The organism is Proteus sp. ZN5 (genome assembly GCF_011046025.1).
In the GTDB taxonomy this organism is placed as follows: domain Bacteria; phylum Pseudomonadota; class Gammaproteobacteria; order Enterobacterales; family Enterobacteriaceae; genus Proteus.
This window is the reverse complement of the sequence record NZ_CP047639.1, coordinates 657,494-673,940: the sequence shown is the minus strand read 5'-3', so window position 1 is coordinate 673,940 and position 16,447 is coordinate 657,494. Positions and strand designations below refer to the sequence as shown.

The window sequence follows — 16,447 nt, the reverse complement described above, 5'->3', positions numbered from 1 at the left end:
GCATGAAAAAGGCGCATTGGCTTACTCTTATTCTCAGCGGTTTAATTCTGACAGCGCCAGCAAGTGCTGAAGAGAAAAAGCCGTTACTACAAGAGGGTAAAAAGACTCTCTATCAACGTGTATTAACTTATCCGGGTTGCCAAGTGGCTGACACTGTTGGCGCAAAAGGTAAAGAGCAACCTGCATTTAGCCGTTTTTATGTTTATCAACGCCAAAAACAAGGTGCCAACGAGTGGTTACAAGTTGGCCCTGATAGCTTAGGTCATATCAGTGGTTGGATGAATGCAAGTTGTACATCAGAGTGGAAAATGCAGCTAACACTCGCATTTACTAACCCTGCTGGTCGTAACCCAATGCTGTTTTTCAAAGATAAGCAAACGGTTGAAAGCTTACTTGAAAGCCCAACGCCTGAAAAACAGTACAAACCCTTTTTAGCAGATATCAAAAATCAGAAAGTGAATCCGGCTGTGTTAGCGAAAGAGCCAGATTATATGATTGATCAGAAAAATAATTTCTATTTGCTACCGGTATTAGGCTCAGATGAAGTCTTTACTGATGCAGGCTATAAAGTGCGAGTACTCAATGTGGCTTCTGTCTCCTCTCAAACCAAAGACAGCAAAGATGCACAGAATGCGAATGCAACTCCAAACAGTACAAAACCTGCAACCCCCAACAGCAAAGATGCTGACAATATGATGCAAGGTTTTTCTGCCGCAGTCGTGTTTGTTATCGACTCAACCATATCAATGGATCCTTACATTGATAGAACCAAAGAAGCGATTCAAAAGGTTTATACACAAGTCGAAAAAGACAACATGTTGGATAAGGTAAAATTTGGTTTAGTGGCGTTTCGCTCTAATATCAAAGCCGTTCCTGCATTGGAATACGACAGCAAAATGTTTGTAAATCCTAATGATGTAAAAGACGGCCCTGATTTCCTCAATAAAGTTAAAGAATTACGCCAAGCTAAAGTCTCCAGTAGTCGTTTTGATGAAGATGCTTATGCTGGTGTAATGCAAGCGCTTGATGATGTTGATTGGACACGCTTTGGTGCGCGTTACGTTATCTTAATCACCGATGCAGGCGCATTAACGGGAGATGATCCTCTTTCATCCACTAAACTCGATGCAGAACAAATTCGCCAAGAAGCGGCTTATCGCGGTGTTGCACTTTATACACTGCATTTAAAAACACCATCAGGTGCAAAAAATCACGCGTCTGCTCAAGCGCAATATGAAGCATTAACGCTTAATCCGTTCTTACATAAATCGCTTTACTACCCTATCAACTCAGGGGATGTAAATAGTTTTGGTCGTATGGTAGACAGCTTAGCAACCGCTGTAACCACTCAAATTCAAACGGCTTATCGTGGTGAAGCCACCGTAGGTAGTGCATTAAATGCCGATCCTGCCTATAGCAAAAATAAAGAGACTGATGCCTTACTCAGTGATGCACATGATTTAGGCTATGCAATGCGTTTAGCTTATTTAGGCGAGAAGCAAGGTACAAAAGCACCTCCTGTTTTTAAAGCATGGATAAGTGATCGGGATTTATTACAGCAAAATATCCCAACGACAGAAGTGCAGGTTTTACTGACTAAAAGTGAGCTTAGCGATTTAAGTGATGTGATGAAAAAAATCGTTAATGCTGCTAATGAAGGTTTGATCTCTCCTGACAATATGTTTGCTGATTTACGTTCGATTGCCGCCACTATGGGTAACGATCCAAATCAAATCAAACAAGGCTCAGCGACCAAATTAGGTGAAATGGGCTTACTGGGTGAGTATGTCGAAAATCTCCCTTATTTAAGTGAAGTGCTTGGCTTAGATGAAGAGACATGGAAAAGCTGGGATGGTCTTGCGCAAGAGAAATTTATTCGTCGTCTAAATACGAAATTACAATACTATCAACGTTATAATGAAGATGTTGATCGTTGGATATCCCTTGCACCACAAAGCGATCCTCGCGATCACGTTTATCCTGTTCCTCTGGAAAACTTGCCTTAATGATCCAGATTGAAGGCATGACAATTACGCGGGGTAATGCGCAACATGGTTTTCGTGTTGCGCTTCCTTCATTGACTCTTGAAAAAGGGGAAATTGGTGCGCTAACGGGATTAAGTGGTTGTGGTAAAAGTACCTTACTGGAAATGATAGGGTTAATTTTACGCCCTGATGAATTAACACATTTTCAACTCGGTAATGATTTAACTATCACACAAGCGGTATTGAGTAATGAACAAGCTCAGCTCGCATCATTACGTGCTGAGAAATTGGGTTTTATGCTCCAAAGTGGCGGATTACTTCCCTTTTTAACCGTCATGCAAAATATTCAATTGCCTCGTAAGATGCTGGGATTAACACCGCACTCCGCTTGGCTTGATCACGCCATTGACCATCTGCAATTACGCCCTCTTCTGAGTCGCCTTCCTCGCCAGCTCTCCATTGGTGAACGTCAACGCGCCGCGTTTATTCGTGCGATTGCTCATGAACCGGCTTTATTACTGGCTGATGAGCCTACAGCCGCTCTCGATCCTCATAATGCGCAAGCGTTGTATGCCTTGATCGTTGACATGGTAAAACAGCTTGATATCTCTGCGCTGGTTGTCAGTCACGATTGGTCTTTAGTCGAGCGTTTTGGATTTAGCCACTATCACGCACAACTACAAGGGGGCGGTAGTGTCTTTATCAAACAATAATACTAATCCTAATCGCCTTGGCTTACTCAGCTCACTCGCTTGGCGTGACTTAATTTATGATCGCAAAGTTGCGCTCTGCATTGTGTTCTCTTTAGTCTCGGTTATTGCGCCACTGTTACTGCTGTTTGGATTAAAAAACGGTATTGTGACACAGCTTCACAACCAACTCTTAAATGATCCGCACAACCTTGAAATACGTATGTTAGGCAATGGTAATTATCCACAAAGCTGGTTTAATGATATTGCACGCAAAGAAGAGGTTCGTTTTGTTATCCCATTAACTCGTAGCTTAAACACACAAGCCGATATTGTGATTGATGGGCAACGTTTTATTGATAATGCAGAAGTTATCCCAACAGCAAAAAACGACCCTTTATTAGAGGGTGTTGCAATTCCCCAAAATGCAGACACCTTAGTGCTCTCTGCCAATGCAGCACAAAAACTACAGGCGAATGTAGGCGATAGTGTGCGCTTATTTATCAGCCGTAAACTTAATGGTGTCAATGAACGAGCCAAACGTACCTTTACTGTTGGCGCCATTATCAGTGATAGTAAATTTTCAAGAGCGGCAACCTTTGTTTCTCTTGATGTTTTAGTGGCAATGGAAGATTACCGTGATGGTTATCAAGCGCCGCTTTTTGGCGTAACAGAAGGCACTGAAGCGAAGCCAAGAACCCAGTTTGCTAAAGCTCGTCTTTATGCAAAAAATTTAGATGCCATTGCACCACTAGATGATTGGTTTAGACAACAACACATTGATGTGATGACACAAAAAAGCCAAATAGACTCTGTAAAAGCAATCAGCTATGTCCTTAATGTTATTTTTTCCGTGATTGCTTGGGTATCACTATTAGGCTGTATTGCCTCATTAATTGGCGCGTTCCTTGCCAATATTGACCGTAAACGTAAAGACATGGCGGTATTGCGCCTTTTGGGTTTTCGTCAATTTGCAGTCTCTTTATACATTGTGTTGCAAGCACTGCTATTAACAAGCGTTGCCTTTATTTTAGCCCTTGGGCTTTATGGTATTGGTAGCGCCTTATTCACCACATTATTAGGCACACATTTACCTGAACAAGCCTTTGTTTGTCAGTTAACGTTTGGGGATTTATTCATTGCCATGTGCAGTGCCTTATTTGTGGCCTTAGTGGTAGCAAGTATTGGCGCATTGCGTGCCGTTTCGATTGAACCTGCGGAGAGCTTACGTGAAATTTAATTTATCACTTCTAACTTTATCATTCGCGCTGTTATCTAGCAGTTTTACCGCATCTGCCAAATGGGATGATAAATTCGTTAACCCAAAAGCTTTGCCTGATGATGTTACCTTGCCTTTCCCTTGTGAAGGTTCAATGGTTTTTCGCCAAGTCACCATCCCCTTAAGCCAGCCATTACAAGATTACAGTGTGACCTTAGGGCAAGAAGGTGATGAATGGGGCTATTTAGAACAATCTCGAGCAGAACATATTGCGGGTAGCTTTCCATTAAAAGGCAAAGAAAAAGGCCGTTACTACCTTATGGCAAAATACCCCGTTACCGATCTGCAATATAACGCCATGCAGAGCGTGATTAATAGTAAAGAGTGCCCCGTTGCTTCAAATAAATTACGTTTACCAAAAGTGAATATCAGTTGGTATGAAGCGATGCAATTTGCTGACCAATATAACCAATGGCTAAGAAGCAATCATCCCGAAGCGTTACCTGTTGAAGATGGCGCAAAAGGTTTTGCAAGATTACCAACAGAAACTGAGTGGGAATTTGCGGCACGTGGCGGTTTAAAAGTCTCAGCCTCCGAGTTTCGTGATATACGCTTCCCAATGCCAGAAGGTACTAAAAACTATATTTGGTCAGCGGGCAGCCAATCCGCAAATGGCTCATTACAGCTCACAGGGTTGTTATCACCCAATCCATTAGGCTTACATGACATGTTAGGTAATGTCGCTGAAATGATGTTTGAGCCATTTAGATTAAATAAACTCGATCGCTTACATGGACAAGCAGGTGGCTTTATTGTGCGCGGTGGTAGCTATCTCACCCCAGAAAGCGATATGCGCAGTTCATGGCGTCAAGAAGAGCCTTATTACACCAACACCGGTGCGAATAAAAATAAATACACAGGCTTTCGTTTAGCCATTGTTGCCCCAGCGTTGACATCACGCGATAAGATCAAAGAGATAGAAAAAGAGTGGCAGCAATTAGGCAATGAGAAACCAGCGAACAATAACTCAAAAACCAATAGTGATAATTCCATTAATAGCCTGAATACGCTCTCAACCCAAGTACAAGATGAAGCGCTGAAAAAACAGTTAGCTGAATTGAAAAATACATTACGAGCAAATGCACAACTGCGTGATGAGCAACGTGATCAGGCTATCCGTACTTCACTGCAATTAGGCGCTTTTTTATGTACCAAATTAAAAGATGATGGCGAATTCTATGATCGCTTAATTGCACTACATGAGAAAAACTGCCCGGCTGGCACAAAAGATGCCACATGTGAACGACGCCAAGAGCAAGTCAACGAACATAAGAAAACCCTCGACTTTGTCGTGAGTTATTACGCGGACACATTAGTGGATATGGCAACAACGTATGATGCCTCTTTAGTAAAACCTCAAGTTGACGTTGTACGCCAATTAATGGAGGCCAGAGGCAAATCAAATTTAAATACGTACCTTTCAACGTATATGCAGGGACTCCAAGGATATTGGGCTAACGGTAAAGTTTCACGGAACGAATGGCTTGAAGCGTGCAAAAAACAATAACAGAGACTTTGGGATAGGTGTGGTATGAATAAACGACTCATGGCAGTACTTGGCATTAGTGCCATACTTGCCTTATCAGGGTGTCAAAGTAATAGCGGTGCTGATCCCCGTTTGAAAAATAACAGTGATATGGAGTTTTTCAGTAAATCAGGGATCGGTGCTTGTGCTGGTGGTGCGGCGATTGGTGCGCTGGGCTGCTTACTTGCTGATGTTGATAACAAAGGCGCATGTATGATCATCGCCGCGGTTGCAGGTTGTGGGGTCGGTATTGGTGCCAATGCTTATTTAGACAATAAACGCCAAAATTATGCTTCCAAAGAATCGATGCTTAACTCGATGATAGAGGATGTGAAAAAAGAAAATCAGCATCTACAACGAGCATCGAATACAGCAAGAGCAGTTATTAATGACGATAAGAGAGCACTGGCAAAAATTGAGCAAGACATGAAGCAACAACGTCTCAATAAAGTCGCTGCTGAGAAGCAATTAAAAGGTATTGATGCCAATATCGCAGCGCTGCGTTCTCGCTTAGCGGATATGAAAAAACGCGAAGCTGAATGGCGTGATATCGCAGCACAGAGTCGTCAAGATGGCTTAAAAACCGCTCAACTTGATAAACAAATTGATGGGATGAAGAAACAAGTGACCTCTTTACAAGAAGAGCTTGATAGCCTTTATACTCAGCGTACAGCAATAAAACTTAGTTAACGTTAAAAAGGATGATAATGAAATTTTTACCTCTTTCTCTTGTTGGTATGACATTACTATTAAGTGGTTGTGTCACCAATCCCGCTGATTGTGATCCAACAACGGGTGATGTTAGTATAATTACTAAATTTAACTGTAATTATTCAGGGACTTATGACAATCGCATTGAGCAAAAACAAGCCATTCTCGCTAATGAGAAAGCATTAAATACTGAGTTTAGAGCGGTTCTTGCTGCCATCGAGAAAGAAAAGCAACAAACTAATGCCTCTCTCAAGAGTAAGCAAGCAAGCCAACAAGCCTTAAATCAATCAATGAATAATCTGTTAAATCAAATTCGCCAAAAAACAAAAGGGCAAAATGATATTCAAAAACAGATCAATGAAATTGATAGACAAATGAAAGCAACGCAAAATAATCCTTCAAAATCAGTGATGCAAAAACAACTTGAATTAGATAATTTACAAAATCAAGTTCTCAGTTTGCAAAGTGACTTAGGACTGAAATAAGCCAAGAAAGGCTCTCTATTATTATTTAGAGAGCCTTTTTCTTTATTTTAATTCTTATTATTTATATATTCCCATAGTGATTCATATTAATAAAATATAATTAACAATATAATATTGATAATAATTAATAGTTCACTTTAATAAAATAACCTTATTTAAATAAGAGTGCTCTTTTTTATTCCATTAAAAATAGACTCATTATTATAATCCCTTCCGCTTAATAGCGTGTTCTTATTATTTCACTTATGGGATATAACTAATGAAAAGAAAATTACTATCAACTTTATTTATAACTGGTTTATTGGCTACTTCGTCTGTTTATGCTCAAAACGATTTTAAATTAGAGAAAACCACACTTTCAGCAGGTTATGCACAAGTCAAAATGGCAGGCCAAAATCCAATGCACGGTGGTATTTTTTCTATTCGTCAAGAAATCAATTCACAGTTTGGTATTTTAGCGACAGCCACTTACGCTCAAAATGAATACGACTTAAATAAGCCGGTTAATACTTTCTTTAAAGATGTAAATGCACGTTATTACTCTGTTATGGCAGGCCCTACAGTACGTTTAAATGATTTTATTAGTGTTTATGGTGCTGCGGGTATGAGCCAAATTCAATTTAAATCTGATAATTCAGAATTAAAGAAAATAAAGAAAAATGCATTTAGTTGGGGAGCTGGTTTAATCATTAACCCAGCAGAAATGGTTTCTATTTCTCTCGGCTATGAAAATAGTCGTTTTAAATTTAAAGATACCGACAATCGAATTGTTTTAGATGGTTTTATTGCCAATATCGGTTATCGTTTTTAATTAATATAAAGCACATATTATTTTATGGTATGTGCTTATTTTATTTTCACATTAAAAGGAATTAATTAATTTTCAGTAACTTAATTATTATTAATTAATAAAAACACGTAAAAACAAAAATACCTCTGTCTAATAAAAAACAGAGGCAAAAAACTATTCAAATTATAATTTCCAAAGACCCACACCAGGTAATAACACAGACTCCGATTGTCTAAAAACCCACTACATTAAATCTTGATACGTTCCTAGCTGATAACCTCTTTCCAAAATCGCATGCTTTAATGCACTATCTGTTAATACTTCAAGCTCTGTTAGACGCTGAAAACAATAACCACTTGCACGCAATGGATTATCCACAAAAGCAGGATGTGTCATCACTTCAATAGAATGTTCATGACGCGCTTTCGATTCATCAAGCACCTTTAAAAATAATGCTTGAGTGATTTCATCTCCATAAAATTGGCTATCAAAGCCATCACTACTAATCACACCTTGGGTATCAATTCCTTCTTTATGTGCAAGTGGCCTATCAACTCGCATCGGTAATGATTTTTCTTTGGCAAACTCCGCCACAATAGGGAAAATTTGCTTAAACATATGCACATGATGGTGACTATCAATATGGTCTGGTGCACAACTAAAGATCTCAATAAAACGCTGATATTGTGCGTTAAGCTCAATACGAATTTCATCAAGCGGTAAATCACCCTCTTCTGCCATTTGCCACACCCATTTCCCTAATACACCTTCACGCGTTAAAGAAGATAAGGGAGACAGCGGTTTACCCATCGTCAAAGTAAAATGAAGCCCTATACCTAAACCGGGCAACTCATGGCGCAATTGTGCTGCGTGTTCAATTCCCTCAGCATTGACAAGTGCCGTTGTTGAACTAACAACACCATGACGAAAACACTCTGCAATGCCGTAGTTTTGGCCTTTACTCAGCCCAAAATCATCCGCATTCACAATTAATAAACCAGCCATTCTGTCTCCTTATTACTTATTTTTCTCTACCGACAATTAATGAGAGGCTTTTTCTAACTCAGCAATCGCTTTAGCAAAATTTGGTAGATGTGCCTTATGCGCTAGTAACATTTCACGCGTAAGTACTTCTGCATCTTTATCTGAAAGTACCAGTGGTGTTAAGTTCATTGCTAATAAAGCATCATTTAATTCGCCACTAATAGCCGCTTTACTCGCCGCGATTTCAAAGGCTTTGATGGTATGAATTAATCCCATCACTTTTTCATCAAAATGCGTTAAACGTGGATGAGGTTTAGCGCCATCGCGCCCTAAAATAGCCGTTACTTCAATTGACCAATCTGCTGGAATATTATCGATATGGCCATAATGAGGAATATTCACATAATGCTCAGCTTGTTTATCATTATAAATAGCGTTAATCACTTCACAGGCTGCGTCAGAATAGTAAGCACCACCGCGTAATTCCAGCTCTTTCGGTTTGATATTTAAATCAGGATCTTTATACAATTCAAACAGTTGTTTTTCGACTTTTTGCACCACTTTAGCGCGAGCACCCCCTTTATAATATTCCCCCATCTCAATCGCCAACATCTCTTTTTGCTTGAAGTAATACAGCAAATAAGAGCACGGCAGCATATTAAGAGAGCGGATCAATCCTTCACTAAATGGTAGGTCGAAAATATTTTTCACAGAGCCTGCGGTTAATGTTCCTGAAGCCACACCGTCTAATAATTCAGGAAAACGAGATTGACCATTTACAATGACATCTTTAATAAACACCATATGATTTAAGCCAAACAGATCGATGGAGAATTCATCTTTTTCCGTCAGCTTCAGAACATCTGTAATAAACATCTTCATACCGATTGGAATATTACAAACCCCAATAAATTTCTTAAAGTTGGTATGACGATAAACCGCTTCTGTTACCATACCTGCTGGATTAGTAAAGTTAATGATCCACGCATTAGGACAAATTTCTTCAACATCTTTAATAATATCGAAAATAACAGGAATAGTGCGCAAGCCTTTAAATAGACCACCTGCACCATTGGTTTCTTGTCCTAAATAGCCATGACTTAAAGGAATAGATTCATCAAGCTCTCTTGCTTTCAATTGACCAACACGCAATTGTGTTGTGACAAAATCAGCATCTTTTAATGCTTCACGGCGATTAAGTGTTTTATAAATGGTTAAAGGAATACCTGCTTTTTTTACCATGCGTTGGCAAAGCTCAAAAATAATATCAAGCTTCTCTTTCCCTTCTTCAACATCCACTAACCATAATTCTGTGATTGGCAGTTCATGATAACGCTTAATAAAACCTTCTAATAATTCAGGCGTATAACTGCTTCCACCACCAATGGTAACAACTTTTAATTTATGACTCATAAAATACTCCCATACAGCGTAATAGTGCTGTTATTTGTGTATTAATGGCGAAATTAAGGCGTAAAGAGCCCTGAAGAAAATAAGCATATTTTCTTCTTTCTCTCTATTTCCAATAAAATTAATCTTTATTGTTGATTAATTTTTTACGCTTAATAATGAATTAGTTTGTTTCTTTAATACTGCACAAATTTTTTCGATAACTATTTGGCGTCAACGAAGTTATTTTCTTAAATGTCTTAATAAATAAACTTGGACTACTGTAACCCGCATCAAAAGAAATATCTGTTATCGAATAGTTTGTAATTTCCAATTGTTTTTTCGCAAAATTAATTCGAATATCATGAATAATTTGCATTGGTGTTTTATCGTAATAACGCCGAGTTGCTCGGGTTAAATACTCTTGTGATTTCCCTGATAGCATTACCATATTAACCAGCGCATTTTCGCCAAATTTTTGTTTGTCATGCATCTCGCTAACTGTGTCTCTTAGCCATAAAGGAATATCATCTTGTGTTCTATTTTCTCGATGGTGTCGTAATCTATTCACCACATTAAAGGTGACAATTTCAATGAATTCATTAAATTCGGTATGGCGGAAATTTAATGAGCCAATAACCGATTCAATATAGGAAAGAAACTCATTTTTTAATTCATAAACTTGCGAAGCAATAAAATAAGAAGGCAATAACGAGAGATAGTGTTTATCAAAAAAGGCTTTACTAATTCCCACATTTAAAATGCGTGTTGCCCCAAAATCATAAAAACTTTGATGATGAGAGCCTATGGGGATAAAAACAAAATCACCCCGCTCTAATAAAACTTTTTTACCATTAATCTCTTGATAATAGCGCCCTGTTAATACAATGGTGAATTCATAATAATCATGTTGATGCAATCCACTGACACTTTCTGTTTTATTATAAATAAAGACATGAAAGTTTTTGCCATTAAATAGCTGATCTTCATAGACCATGCGTATTTCGCTTTGTGCTCTCAATGACTCCACCACAGTATTCATCTTATTTTATCTTCTCATGTAACTCGATTAATTCTGTCACTAACTCTCTGGCTAACATCGATGTCATTAAATGATCTTGCGCGTGGACTAATACCAAGCTGACTTTGGTTTTGCCAACACCTTGGTCATCACCAATTAAACGAGTCTGTATTTTATGTGCCTCATTTAATGCTTCACGAGACTGTTCCATTAATTTTCTAGCGCCATCAAAATCACCTTCTTTGGCTTTTTTTAATGCGCCATAAGCCACACTACGGGCTTGGCCTGAATTAATGATAAGCCCCATAATGATCTCTTCAAATTCATCATCAGTTGCACTGCTATCAACGACATTTTCAATATCTAACATCATATTTCCTCTTTGACACTGGCAAGTGCAGAGAAGCCCCTGCACTTGTATTTTCTATCACTTAAAATTTCAATGCATTGGCAATATCTTCTTCACTTTCTTCTTTTTCAATTTCAGTTTGAGCTTTATTTGAAATAATCACGAAAGGAAGATAAATCAGTGTGGCAACACCCAAGTTAAATAGTGCTAATAACAGTGCTGCAATACTGCCGTTAGTGTTAAAGAATGCACCTAATCCCGTTGGCATCGTCCATGGCGCTATATTTGTTACTGGTGGGATTATCCCTAAGTAATAAGCTGTCACAGTAATTGCAGCAAGAATAGGCTGAATAAGAATAAAGGGAATAAACATCACTGGGTTCATGATAATAGGCAAACCAAAAATAATCGGTTCATTAATTTGGAATAAACCTGCTGGTAATGCCAGTTTTGCCACTTGACGATGATCGGCACGACGAGATGCGATAAAGATAGCCAGAATTAGCCCCAGCGTTGCCCCCGTCCCCCCTAAGAAGATAAAGGAGTCTAACATCGGTTTGGCCCAGAGATGGAATGTCTTACCTGCCGCTAATGCAGCTTCAACAGAACCGTACTCTGTATAAATCGCAATATTCTCTAATGCCCATGGTGTCATAATGCCACTATCAAGCGCTGTCAGCGCTAGTGAACCATGAATACCAAAGAACCATAACAATGATGTGAAGATAACATACGCCCAACCCACTACAGAGCCTAATGAGGCTAAAGGCGTTGAGATAGAGTCCAAAATAACTTGGTGGAAATGTGTTTCATAATGTCCTAATCCCCACGAAACAATTCCCATAACAGATAAGATAATAAAACCAGGAATTAAGGCCGAGAATGAACGTGAAACAGAAACTGGTACGCTATCAGGTAAACGGATCACCCAATTACGACGCACAATAAAGGTAAACATTTCAGCCACAACAAGACCGATAATAATACCTGAAATAACATTCGCGCCCCCTAACCAGTTGGCGCCAACAGCATACGCTCCCCCAGCATTATAAGGTGTGACAGTCATAAACGCAGCGATAGAGAGTAACCCAGCAGCGATAGGATCGACCTTACGCTCTTCGGCTAATCCCATACCGATAAAAAAGGGTGTCATTAATGACATGATACCCAATGTTCCGTTATAGACATTCCCCCCAATGGCTTTAAAACTATTGAGTGTTTCTATTGTTGATGCATCAAGGCGGATACCTAAAGAATAAAAAAAGGAGCCCTCACCAAAACTAAGAAAGACGTTATTGATAAGTACAAACATTGCCCCTGCAAGGGTTAACGGCATTAAACGAATAAAACCATTTTTAATCGCATTAACGTGAGGTTGCTTTCCAATTTTAACCGCAAAAGGAAGGAGTACCTTTTCAAGTGAACCAATAAACTTACTCATAGAAAAATACCCTTAAAATGCCGCTAATTGCTCGGCTTGCTGAAAAATTCGCTCTTTGACTGGAATAGAAATAATAAAAAAATAAAAGATAAAATTAATTTGTTGTTGCAGATGCTTTTTTAATAGAGGCGACAGCGGCTTTTAACACACCTAAGCCATCTACTTTTCCGTATAACAAAGAATCGATCACTTCGACCGGTTTATTAGGGAGTAATTTTTGGATATCAGGCAACATCCAGCTAATTTGCGGACCAAGTAAAATCAGATCTGCATCCTGTCCTTTTTGTGCTGCTAAGGTTTCAGGAAATGCTTCAATAACCACAGGCACTTCATACTTTTCTGCTTGTGCTCGCATTTTGGTCACGAGAAGAGATGTTGACATGCCAGCAGAACAAAATAAGTAAATATATTTCTTTTGCATAAAACCCTCTTGAGTTGGCAACGATTTACCCCAGAGATAACAAGGCTTTCTCTTGTGCATTCATTACTGTGTCAGTACAGAAACCGAAGTAAGATTAAAATAAGGATTGTTTCTGCTTGAATGAAGTATACGCAATGATACTAATTAACGATATTTCTTATAGGTTAAGAATTGTCTCTCCTTGACCTGCTCTTTTGACACTCTTCACAAATTGAGTAAATAATCTGAAGAGTTCTTTCACGTCACGAAATTTGTCTTTTCCATTTACATCGATGACCACTCGAAAAATTTCGCCATTTTAGTCAAGTTAATCCTTTATTATTATGAGAATGTGAATTAGTATCATTACTCTTTATACTTTTGATGGTATTATCGTCTTCTTTGTGGATCGACATTTAGGCCACTGCTGTAAAGATCCGTGTTATTTCGTGTTGCAACAATATGGGAAAGAGAATGTTTAAAAAGTCATTAAGCCCACTGTTTTTACTGCTTTCTTCACTTGTTATCGCAGGTTGTGATAACGCTCAAGACACATCAACAGCACAATCAGCTGAGAAACAAACTCTCACGATTGAACATTTTCAAGGGACAACTGAAATCCCTGCACATCCACAAAAAGTGGTTGTGATGAATATGGAAACCCTCGATATTATTGATGCATTGGGTGTTTCTATTGTTGGTCTTCCACAAACGAATGTTCATTTACCAAAATTCTTAGAGAAATACACCAATCCGAACGACTATATCAATGAAGGTGCATTATTTGAGCCGAATTATGAAAAGCTCAGCACAACAGCGCCTGATTTAATTTTAAGTGGTAGTCGTGCTCGTGATGCGTATGCAAAATTAAGTGAAATTGCACCGGCGATTTCAATGGATATCGATCCTAAGCGCTTCGTTGAAAGCCTTGCTGAACGCACAACAACATTAGGTCAAATTTTTGGCAAAGAAGAACAAGCTAAAAAATTACTGGCTGATTTCAATAGCAAAATTGATACCGTAAAAGCCAAAACACCAGATGCAGGTAAAGCAATGGTCGTTTTAGTCAGTGGCGGTAAAATTTCTGCCTATGGCCCTGGCTCTCGCTTTGGGTTTATCTATGATGTATTAGGTTTTGAACCGGCTTATGTTTTTGATAGCCCAGGTTCACACGGCAACATCGTTAACTCTGAATTACTGTTAAAACTGAACCCAGATTGGATGTTTGTTATTGACCGTGATGCAGCAATTGGTCGTGAAGATTCACAACCTGCACAACAAGTCCTTGATAATGCGCTGGTAAGAAAAGTAAATGCTTGGAATAAAGACCAAGTTATCTATCTTGATGCAAGTTCCATTTATATCTCTGGGGGGATCCAAACTTACTCTCGCTTAATGGATACAATTAATCAGGCATTGGATCAAAAAAATAAAGTAACTGAATGAAAACGTTCCATTTATCATTGGGGATAGGGGTTATCGCTATCCTCTCAATGATCAGTCTATTTGTCGGCGCAGGAGATATTACTCCTGCTTCGCTTTTTTCTGATCCCGATATGCGCGATATCTTCTTTATCAGCCGTGTTCCAAGAACCCTATCATTATTACTCGCCGGTGGTGCGATTAGTGTTGCAGGTTTAATCATGCAATTGCTCACTCAAAACCGCTTCGTTGAGCCTTCTCTTGCCGGAACAACACAATCCGCAAGCCTTGGATTGTTAGTCGTCATGCTGCTCTTTCCAGCAGCGGGCATTTTTACCAAAATGATGGTCGCGACCGTTTTTGCCCTACTTGGTACTTTGTTGTTTATGTTGCTTCTGCAAAGGATCACCTTAAAAACAACACTGATAGTACCCTTAGTCGGCATTATGCTCAGCGCAGTTATTGGCGCACTCACCATCTTCTTAGCGGTGTATTTCGATTTACTGCAATCATTAGATGCTTGGACCAGTGGCGATTTCTCAAGTGTGTTACAAGGCCGTTATGAGCTGTTATGGCTTGTCGGTGCGCTGGCAATCATGGCGTGTTGGGTTGCAGATAGCTTTACGGTTGCAGGAATGGGGCGAGAGTTCTCTATTAACGTGGGACTGAATTACCGCAAAGTCATGATAATAGGATTATCGATTATCGCGCTTATCAGTGGTGTTGTGGTTTCTGTTGTCGGTGCATTGCCTTTCCTAGGTTTGATTGTGCCCAATTTAGTGAGCTTAGTGATGGGGGATAATATCCGTAAAACTATCCCTTGGGTTTGCTTAAGTGGTGGCGGGATTGTTTTACTGTGTGATGTGATTGGTCGCCTTATTCGCTACCCATTTGAAATTCCGGCCAGTGTTATTTTAGGGGCTGTCGGTGCCATTATTTTCCTTTTCTTACTACTAAAGCAGCAACGTTATGCAAAAAGTTAATTCATCCATAATTAGCAAATGTACTGGCGCTGTCGAACATAAGAAAACGCGCCTCTCACCTATGTCTCGTATCTGGTTATTATTAGGGGCATCGTTATTATCCATTGTATTATTTATGACGATAAACCTAAACGGCAATATCTCTTATATTCTGACTCACCGCGCTTACATTATTCTTACCATGATTGTGGTAGCTTTTGCCGCAGGTGTTTCGACTATTCTGTTTCAAACCATTGCCAATAACCGCATTTTGACACCTTCACTTATGGGGTTAGAAGCCCTATTTGTATTGCTACAAACCGTGTTTGTCTTCTTTGAAGGTGATATGCCTGCATCGTGGATGCTGAACCTATCAAAGTTCTTCTTAGAATCAACATTGCTTGTACTATTTTCCGTTGTACTCTACCGTTGGCTGTTTAGCTCTGTACGCTTTAACATTAATTTAGTCCTAATGATTGGGATTATTTTAGGGACTCTATTTCGCAGTTCCGCCACATTATTACAACGCTTGATGGATCCTAACGAATTTTCCATCTTACAAGGTCGCATGTTTGCCACTTTTACTCGTGCCACGCCTGACCTAATCTTTTGTGCCTTAGCCATTATTGTGGTTGTTGGTGTTTTACTTTGGCGTATGCGTTATAGCTTTGATGTGATGGCATTAGGGCAAGCGAATGCCATTAACCTTGGTATTAATTACCGCAAACAGACCACTTATATCCTGTTGCTGATTTCTGTTTTAGTTGCAGTTTCTACCGCTTTAGTTGGCCCGTTAACCTTCTTGGGTTTAATTGTGGCTAACCTTGCTTATCATATCAGTGGCAGCAGTCAGCACCGTTTCTTGATGCCTGTAGCCTTCTTACTGGGTACTATCGCTTTAATCGGTGGGCAACTGGTTTTAGAGTATGGCTTAAAAATGACAGGAACACTTTCTGTTGTGATTGAGTTTGTTGGTGGGATGTTCTTTATCTATTTGGTGTTAAGAAGACTTTAA

16 protein-coding genes are annotated in these 16,447 nt (G+C 39.3%); 10 read left to right on the top strand and 6 right to left on the bottom strand.

Annotation, left to right across the window (positions count from 1 at the left end; all coding sequences use genetic code 11):
* The first annotated feature begins 2 nt into the window (after positions 1 to 2).
* The 7 genes from GTK47_RS03115 (at position 3) to GTK47_RS03085 (ending at position 7,485) form a co-directional block, all read left to right on the top strand.
* Positions 3 to 2,006, top strand: a complete 2,004-nt coding sequence (locus GTK47_RS03115; protein ID WP_165122107.1) for a vWA domain-containing protein — start codon at positions 3 to 5, stop codon at positions 2,004 to 2,006.
* Complete coding sequence (locus tag GTK47_RS03110; protein ID WP_165122106.1) at positions 2,006 to 2,698, top strand: ABC transporter ATP-binding protein; 693 nt, start codon at positions 2,006 to 2,008, stop codon at positions 2,696 to 2,698. Before GTK47_RS03115 ends, GTK47_RS03110 begins: the two co-directional genes overlap by 1 nt.
* A complete protein-coding gene (locus tag GTK47_RS03105; protein WP_165122105.1) occupies positions 2,679 to 3,914 on the top strand; it encodes an FtsX-like permease family protein in 1,236 nt (411 codons plus the stop codon). Before GTK47_RS03110 ends, GTK47_RS03105 begins: the two co-directional genes overlap by 20 nt.
* Positions 3,904 to 5,460 (top strand): SUMF1/EgtB/PvdO family nonheme iron enzyme, encoded by a 1,557-nt coding sequence (locus tag GTK47_RS03100; RefSeq protein WP_206535877.1) that lies wholly within the window; start codon positions 3,904 to 3,906, stop codon positions 5,458 to 5,460. The genes GTK47_RS03105 and GTK47_RS03100 overlap by 11 nt, the downstream gene beginning before the upstream one ends.
* A gap of 24 nt (positions 5,461 to 5,484) precedes the next feature.
* Positions 5,485 to 6,168 (top strand): hypothetical protein, encoded by a 684-nt coding sequence (locus GTK47_RS03095; RefSeq protein WP_165122104.1) that lies wholly within the window; start codon positions 5,485 to 5,487, stop codon positions 6,166 to 6,168.
* Between the two features lie 17 nt (positions 6,169 to 6,185).
* Positions 6,186 to 6,674, top strand: a complete 489-nt coding sequence (locus tag GTK47_RS03090; protein ID WP_223672652.1) for a hypothetical protein — start codon at positions 6,186 to 6,188, stop codon at positions 6,672 to 6,674.
* 259 nt (positions 6,675 to 6,933) lie between these two features.
* A complete protein-coding gene (locus GTK47_RS03085; RefSeq protein WP_165122103.1) occupies positions 6,934 to 7,485 on the top strand; it encodes an Ail/Lom family outer membrane beta-barrel protein in 552 nt (183 codons plus the stop codon).
* 222 nt (positions 7,486 to 7,707) lie between these two features.
* Here GTK47_RS03085 and chbG read toward each other — a convergent pair whose 3' ends face one another.
* From chbG to GTK47_RS03055, 6 genes are all read right to left on the bottom strand, one after another.
* The gene (gene chbG / locus GTK47_RS03080; protein WP_165122102.1) at positions 7,708 to 8,469 is read right to left on the bottom strand and encodes a chitin disaccharide deacetylase; all 762 of its coding nucleotides are present in this window, start codon (positions 8,467 to 8,469) and stop codon (positions 7,708 to 7,710) included.
* A 36-nt stretch (positions 8,470 to 8,505) separates the two neighbouring features.
* The gene (locus GTK47_RS03075) at positions 8,506 to 9,861 is read right to left on the bottom strand and encodes a 6-phospho-beta-glucosidase (RefSeq protein WP_165122101.1); all 1,356 of its coding nucleotides are present in this window, start codon (positions 9,859 to 9,861) and stop codon (positions 8,506 to 8,508) included.
* Between the two features lie 160 nt (positions 9,862 to 10,021).
* Complete coding sequence (chbR, locus tag GTK47_RS03070; protein WP_109395101.1) at positions 10,022 to 10,879, bottom strand: transcriptional regulator ChbR; 858 nt, start codon at positions 10,877 to 10,879, stop codon at positions 10,022 to 10,024.
* A 1-nt stretch (position 10,880) separates the two neighbouring features.
* Complete coding sequence (gene chbA, locus GTK47_RS03065) at positions 10,881 to 11,228, bottom strand: PTS N,N'-diacetylchitobiose transporter subunit IIA (protein ID WP_165126457.1); 348 nt, start codon at positions 11,226 to 11,228, stop codon at positions 10,881 to 10,883.
* 61 nt (positions 11,229 to 11,289) lie between these two features.
* Positions 11,290 to 12,648 (bottom strand): PTS N,N'-diacetylchitobiose transporter subunit IIC, encoded by a 1,359-nt coding sequence (gene chbC / locus GTK47_RS03060; protein ID WP_006534492.1) that lies wholly within the window; start codon positions 12,646 to 12,648, stop codon positions 11,290 to 11,292.
* A gap of 94 nt (positions 12,649 to 12,742) precedes the next feature.
* Positions 12,743 to 13,069 carry a PTS sugar transporter subunit IIB gene (locus GTK47_RS03055; protein ID WP_069369489.1) on the bottom strand — a complete coding sequence of 109 codons (327 nt, stop codon included), beginning with the start codon at positions 13,067 to 13,069 and terminating at the stop codon, positions 12,743 to 12,745.
* A gap of 453 nt (positions 13,070 to 13,522) precedes the next feature.
* Between GTK47_RS03055 and GTK47_RS03050 the strand changes: the two genes are divergently transcribed.
* From GTK47_RS03050 to GTK47_RS03040, 3 genes are read left to right on the top strand one after another with little or no spacing between them, the layout of a single operon-like run.
* Positions 13,523 to 14,494 carry a siderophore ABC transporter substrate-binding protein gene (locus tag GTK47_RS03050; RefSeq protein WP_165122100.1) on the top strand — a complete coding sequence of 324 codons (972 nt, stop codon included), beginning with the start codon at positions 13,523 to 13,525 and terminating at the stop codon, positions 14,492 to 14,494.
* The gene (locus tag GTK47_RS03045; RefSeq protein ID WP_165122099.1) at positions 14,491 to 15,453 is read left to right on the top strand and encodes an iron chelate uptake ABC transporter family permease subunit; all 963 of its coding nucleotides are present in this window, start codon (positions 14,491 to 14,493) and stop codon (positions 15,451 to 15,453) included. Before GTK47_RS03050 ends, GTK47_RS03045 begins: the two co-directional genes overlap by 4 nt.
* On the top strand, positions 15,440 to 16,447 hold the full coding sequence (locus GTK47_RS03040) for an iron chelate uptake ABC transporter family permease subunit (protein ID WP_109395103.1): 1,008 nt from the start codon (positions 15,440 to 15,442) through the stop codon (positions 16,445 to 16,447). The genes GTK47_RS03045 and GTK47_RS03040 overlap by 14 nt, the downstream gene beginning before the upstream one ends.

Excerpts from the sequence above, each read along its gene's own strand:
- GTK47_RS03115 (WP_165122107.1), top strand. The coding sequence starts at position 3 with ATGAAAAAGGCGCATTGGCTTACTCTTATTCTCAGCGGTTTAATTCTG.
- GTK47_RS03110 (WP_165122106.1), top strand. The coding sequence starts at position 2,006 with ATGATCCAGATTGAAGGCATGACAATTACGCGGGGTAATGCGCAACAT.
- GTK47_RS03095 (WP_165122104.1), top strand. The coding sequence starts at position 5,485 with ATGAATAAACGACTCATGGCAGTACTTGGCATTAGTGCCATACTTGCC.
- GTK47_RS03090 (WP_223672652.1), top strand. The coding sequence starts at position 6,186 with ATGAAATTTTTACCTCTTTCTCTTGTTGGTATGACATTACTATTAAGT.
- GTK47_RS03085 (WP_165122103.1), top strand. The coding sequence starts at position 6,934 with ATGAAAAGAAAATTACTATCAACTTTATTTATAACTGGTTTATTGGCT.
- chbG (WP_165122102.1), bottom strand. The coding sequence starts at position 8,469 with ATGGCTGGTTTATTAATTGTGAATGCGGATGATTTTGGGCTGAGTAAA.
- GTK47_RS03075 (WP_165122101.1), bottom strand. The coding sequence starts at position 9,861 with ATGAGTCATAAATTAAAAGTTGTTACCATTGGTGGTGGAAGCAGTTAT.
- chbR (WP_109395101.1), bottom strand. The coding sequence starts at position 10,879 with ATGAATACTGTGGTGGAGTCATTGAGAGCACAAAGCGAAATACGCATG.
- chbA (WP_165126457.1), bottom strand. The coding sequence starts at position 11,228 with ATGTTAGATATTGAAAATGTCGTTGATAGCAGTGCAACTGATGATGAA.
- chbC (WP_006534492.1), bottom strand. The coding sequence starts at position 12,648 with ATGAGTAAGTTTATTGGTTCACTTGAAAAGGTACTCCTTCCTTTTGCG.
- GTK47_RS03055 (WP_069369489.1), bottom strand. The coding sequence starts at position 13,069 with ATGCAAAAGAAATATATTTACTTATTTTGTTCTGCTGGCATGTCAACA.
- GTK47_RS03050 (WP_165122100.1), top strand. The coding sequence starts at position 13,523 with ATGTTTAAAAAGTCATTAAGCCCACTGTTTTTACTGCTTTCTTCACTT.
- GTK47_RS03045 (WP_165122099.1), top strand. The coding sequence starts at position 14,491 with ATGAAAACGTTCCATTTATCATTGGGGATAGGGGTTATCGCTATCCTC.
- GTK47_RS03040 (WP_109395103.1), top strand. The coding sequence starts at position 15,440 with ATGCAAAAAGTTAATTCATCCATAATTAGCAAATGTACTGGCGCTGTC.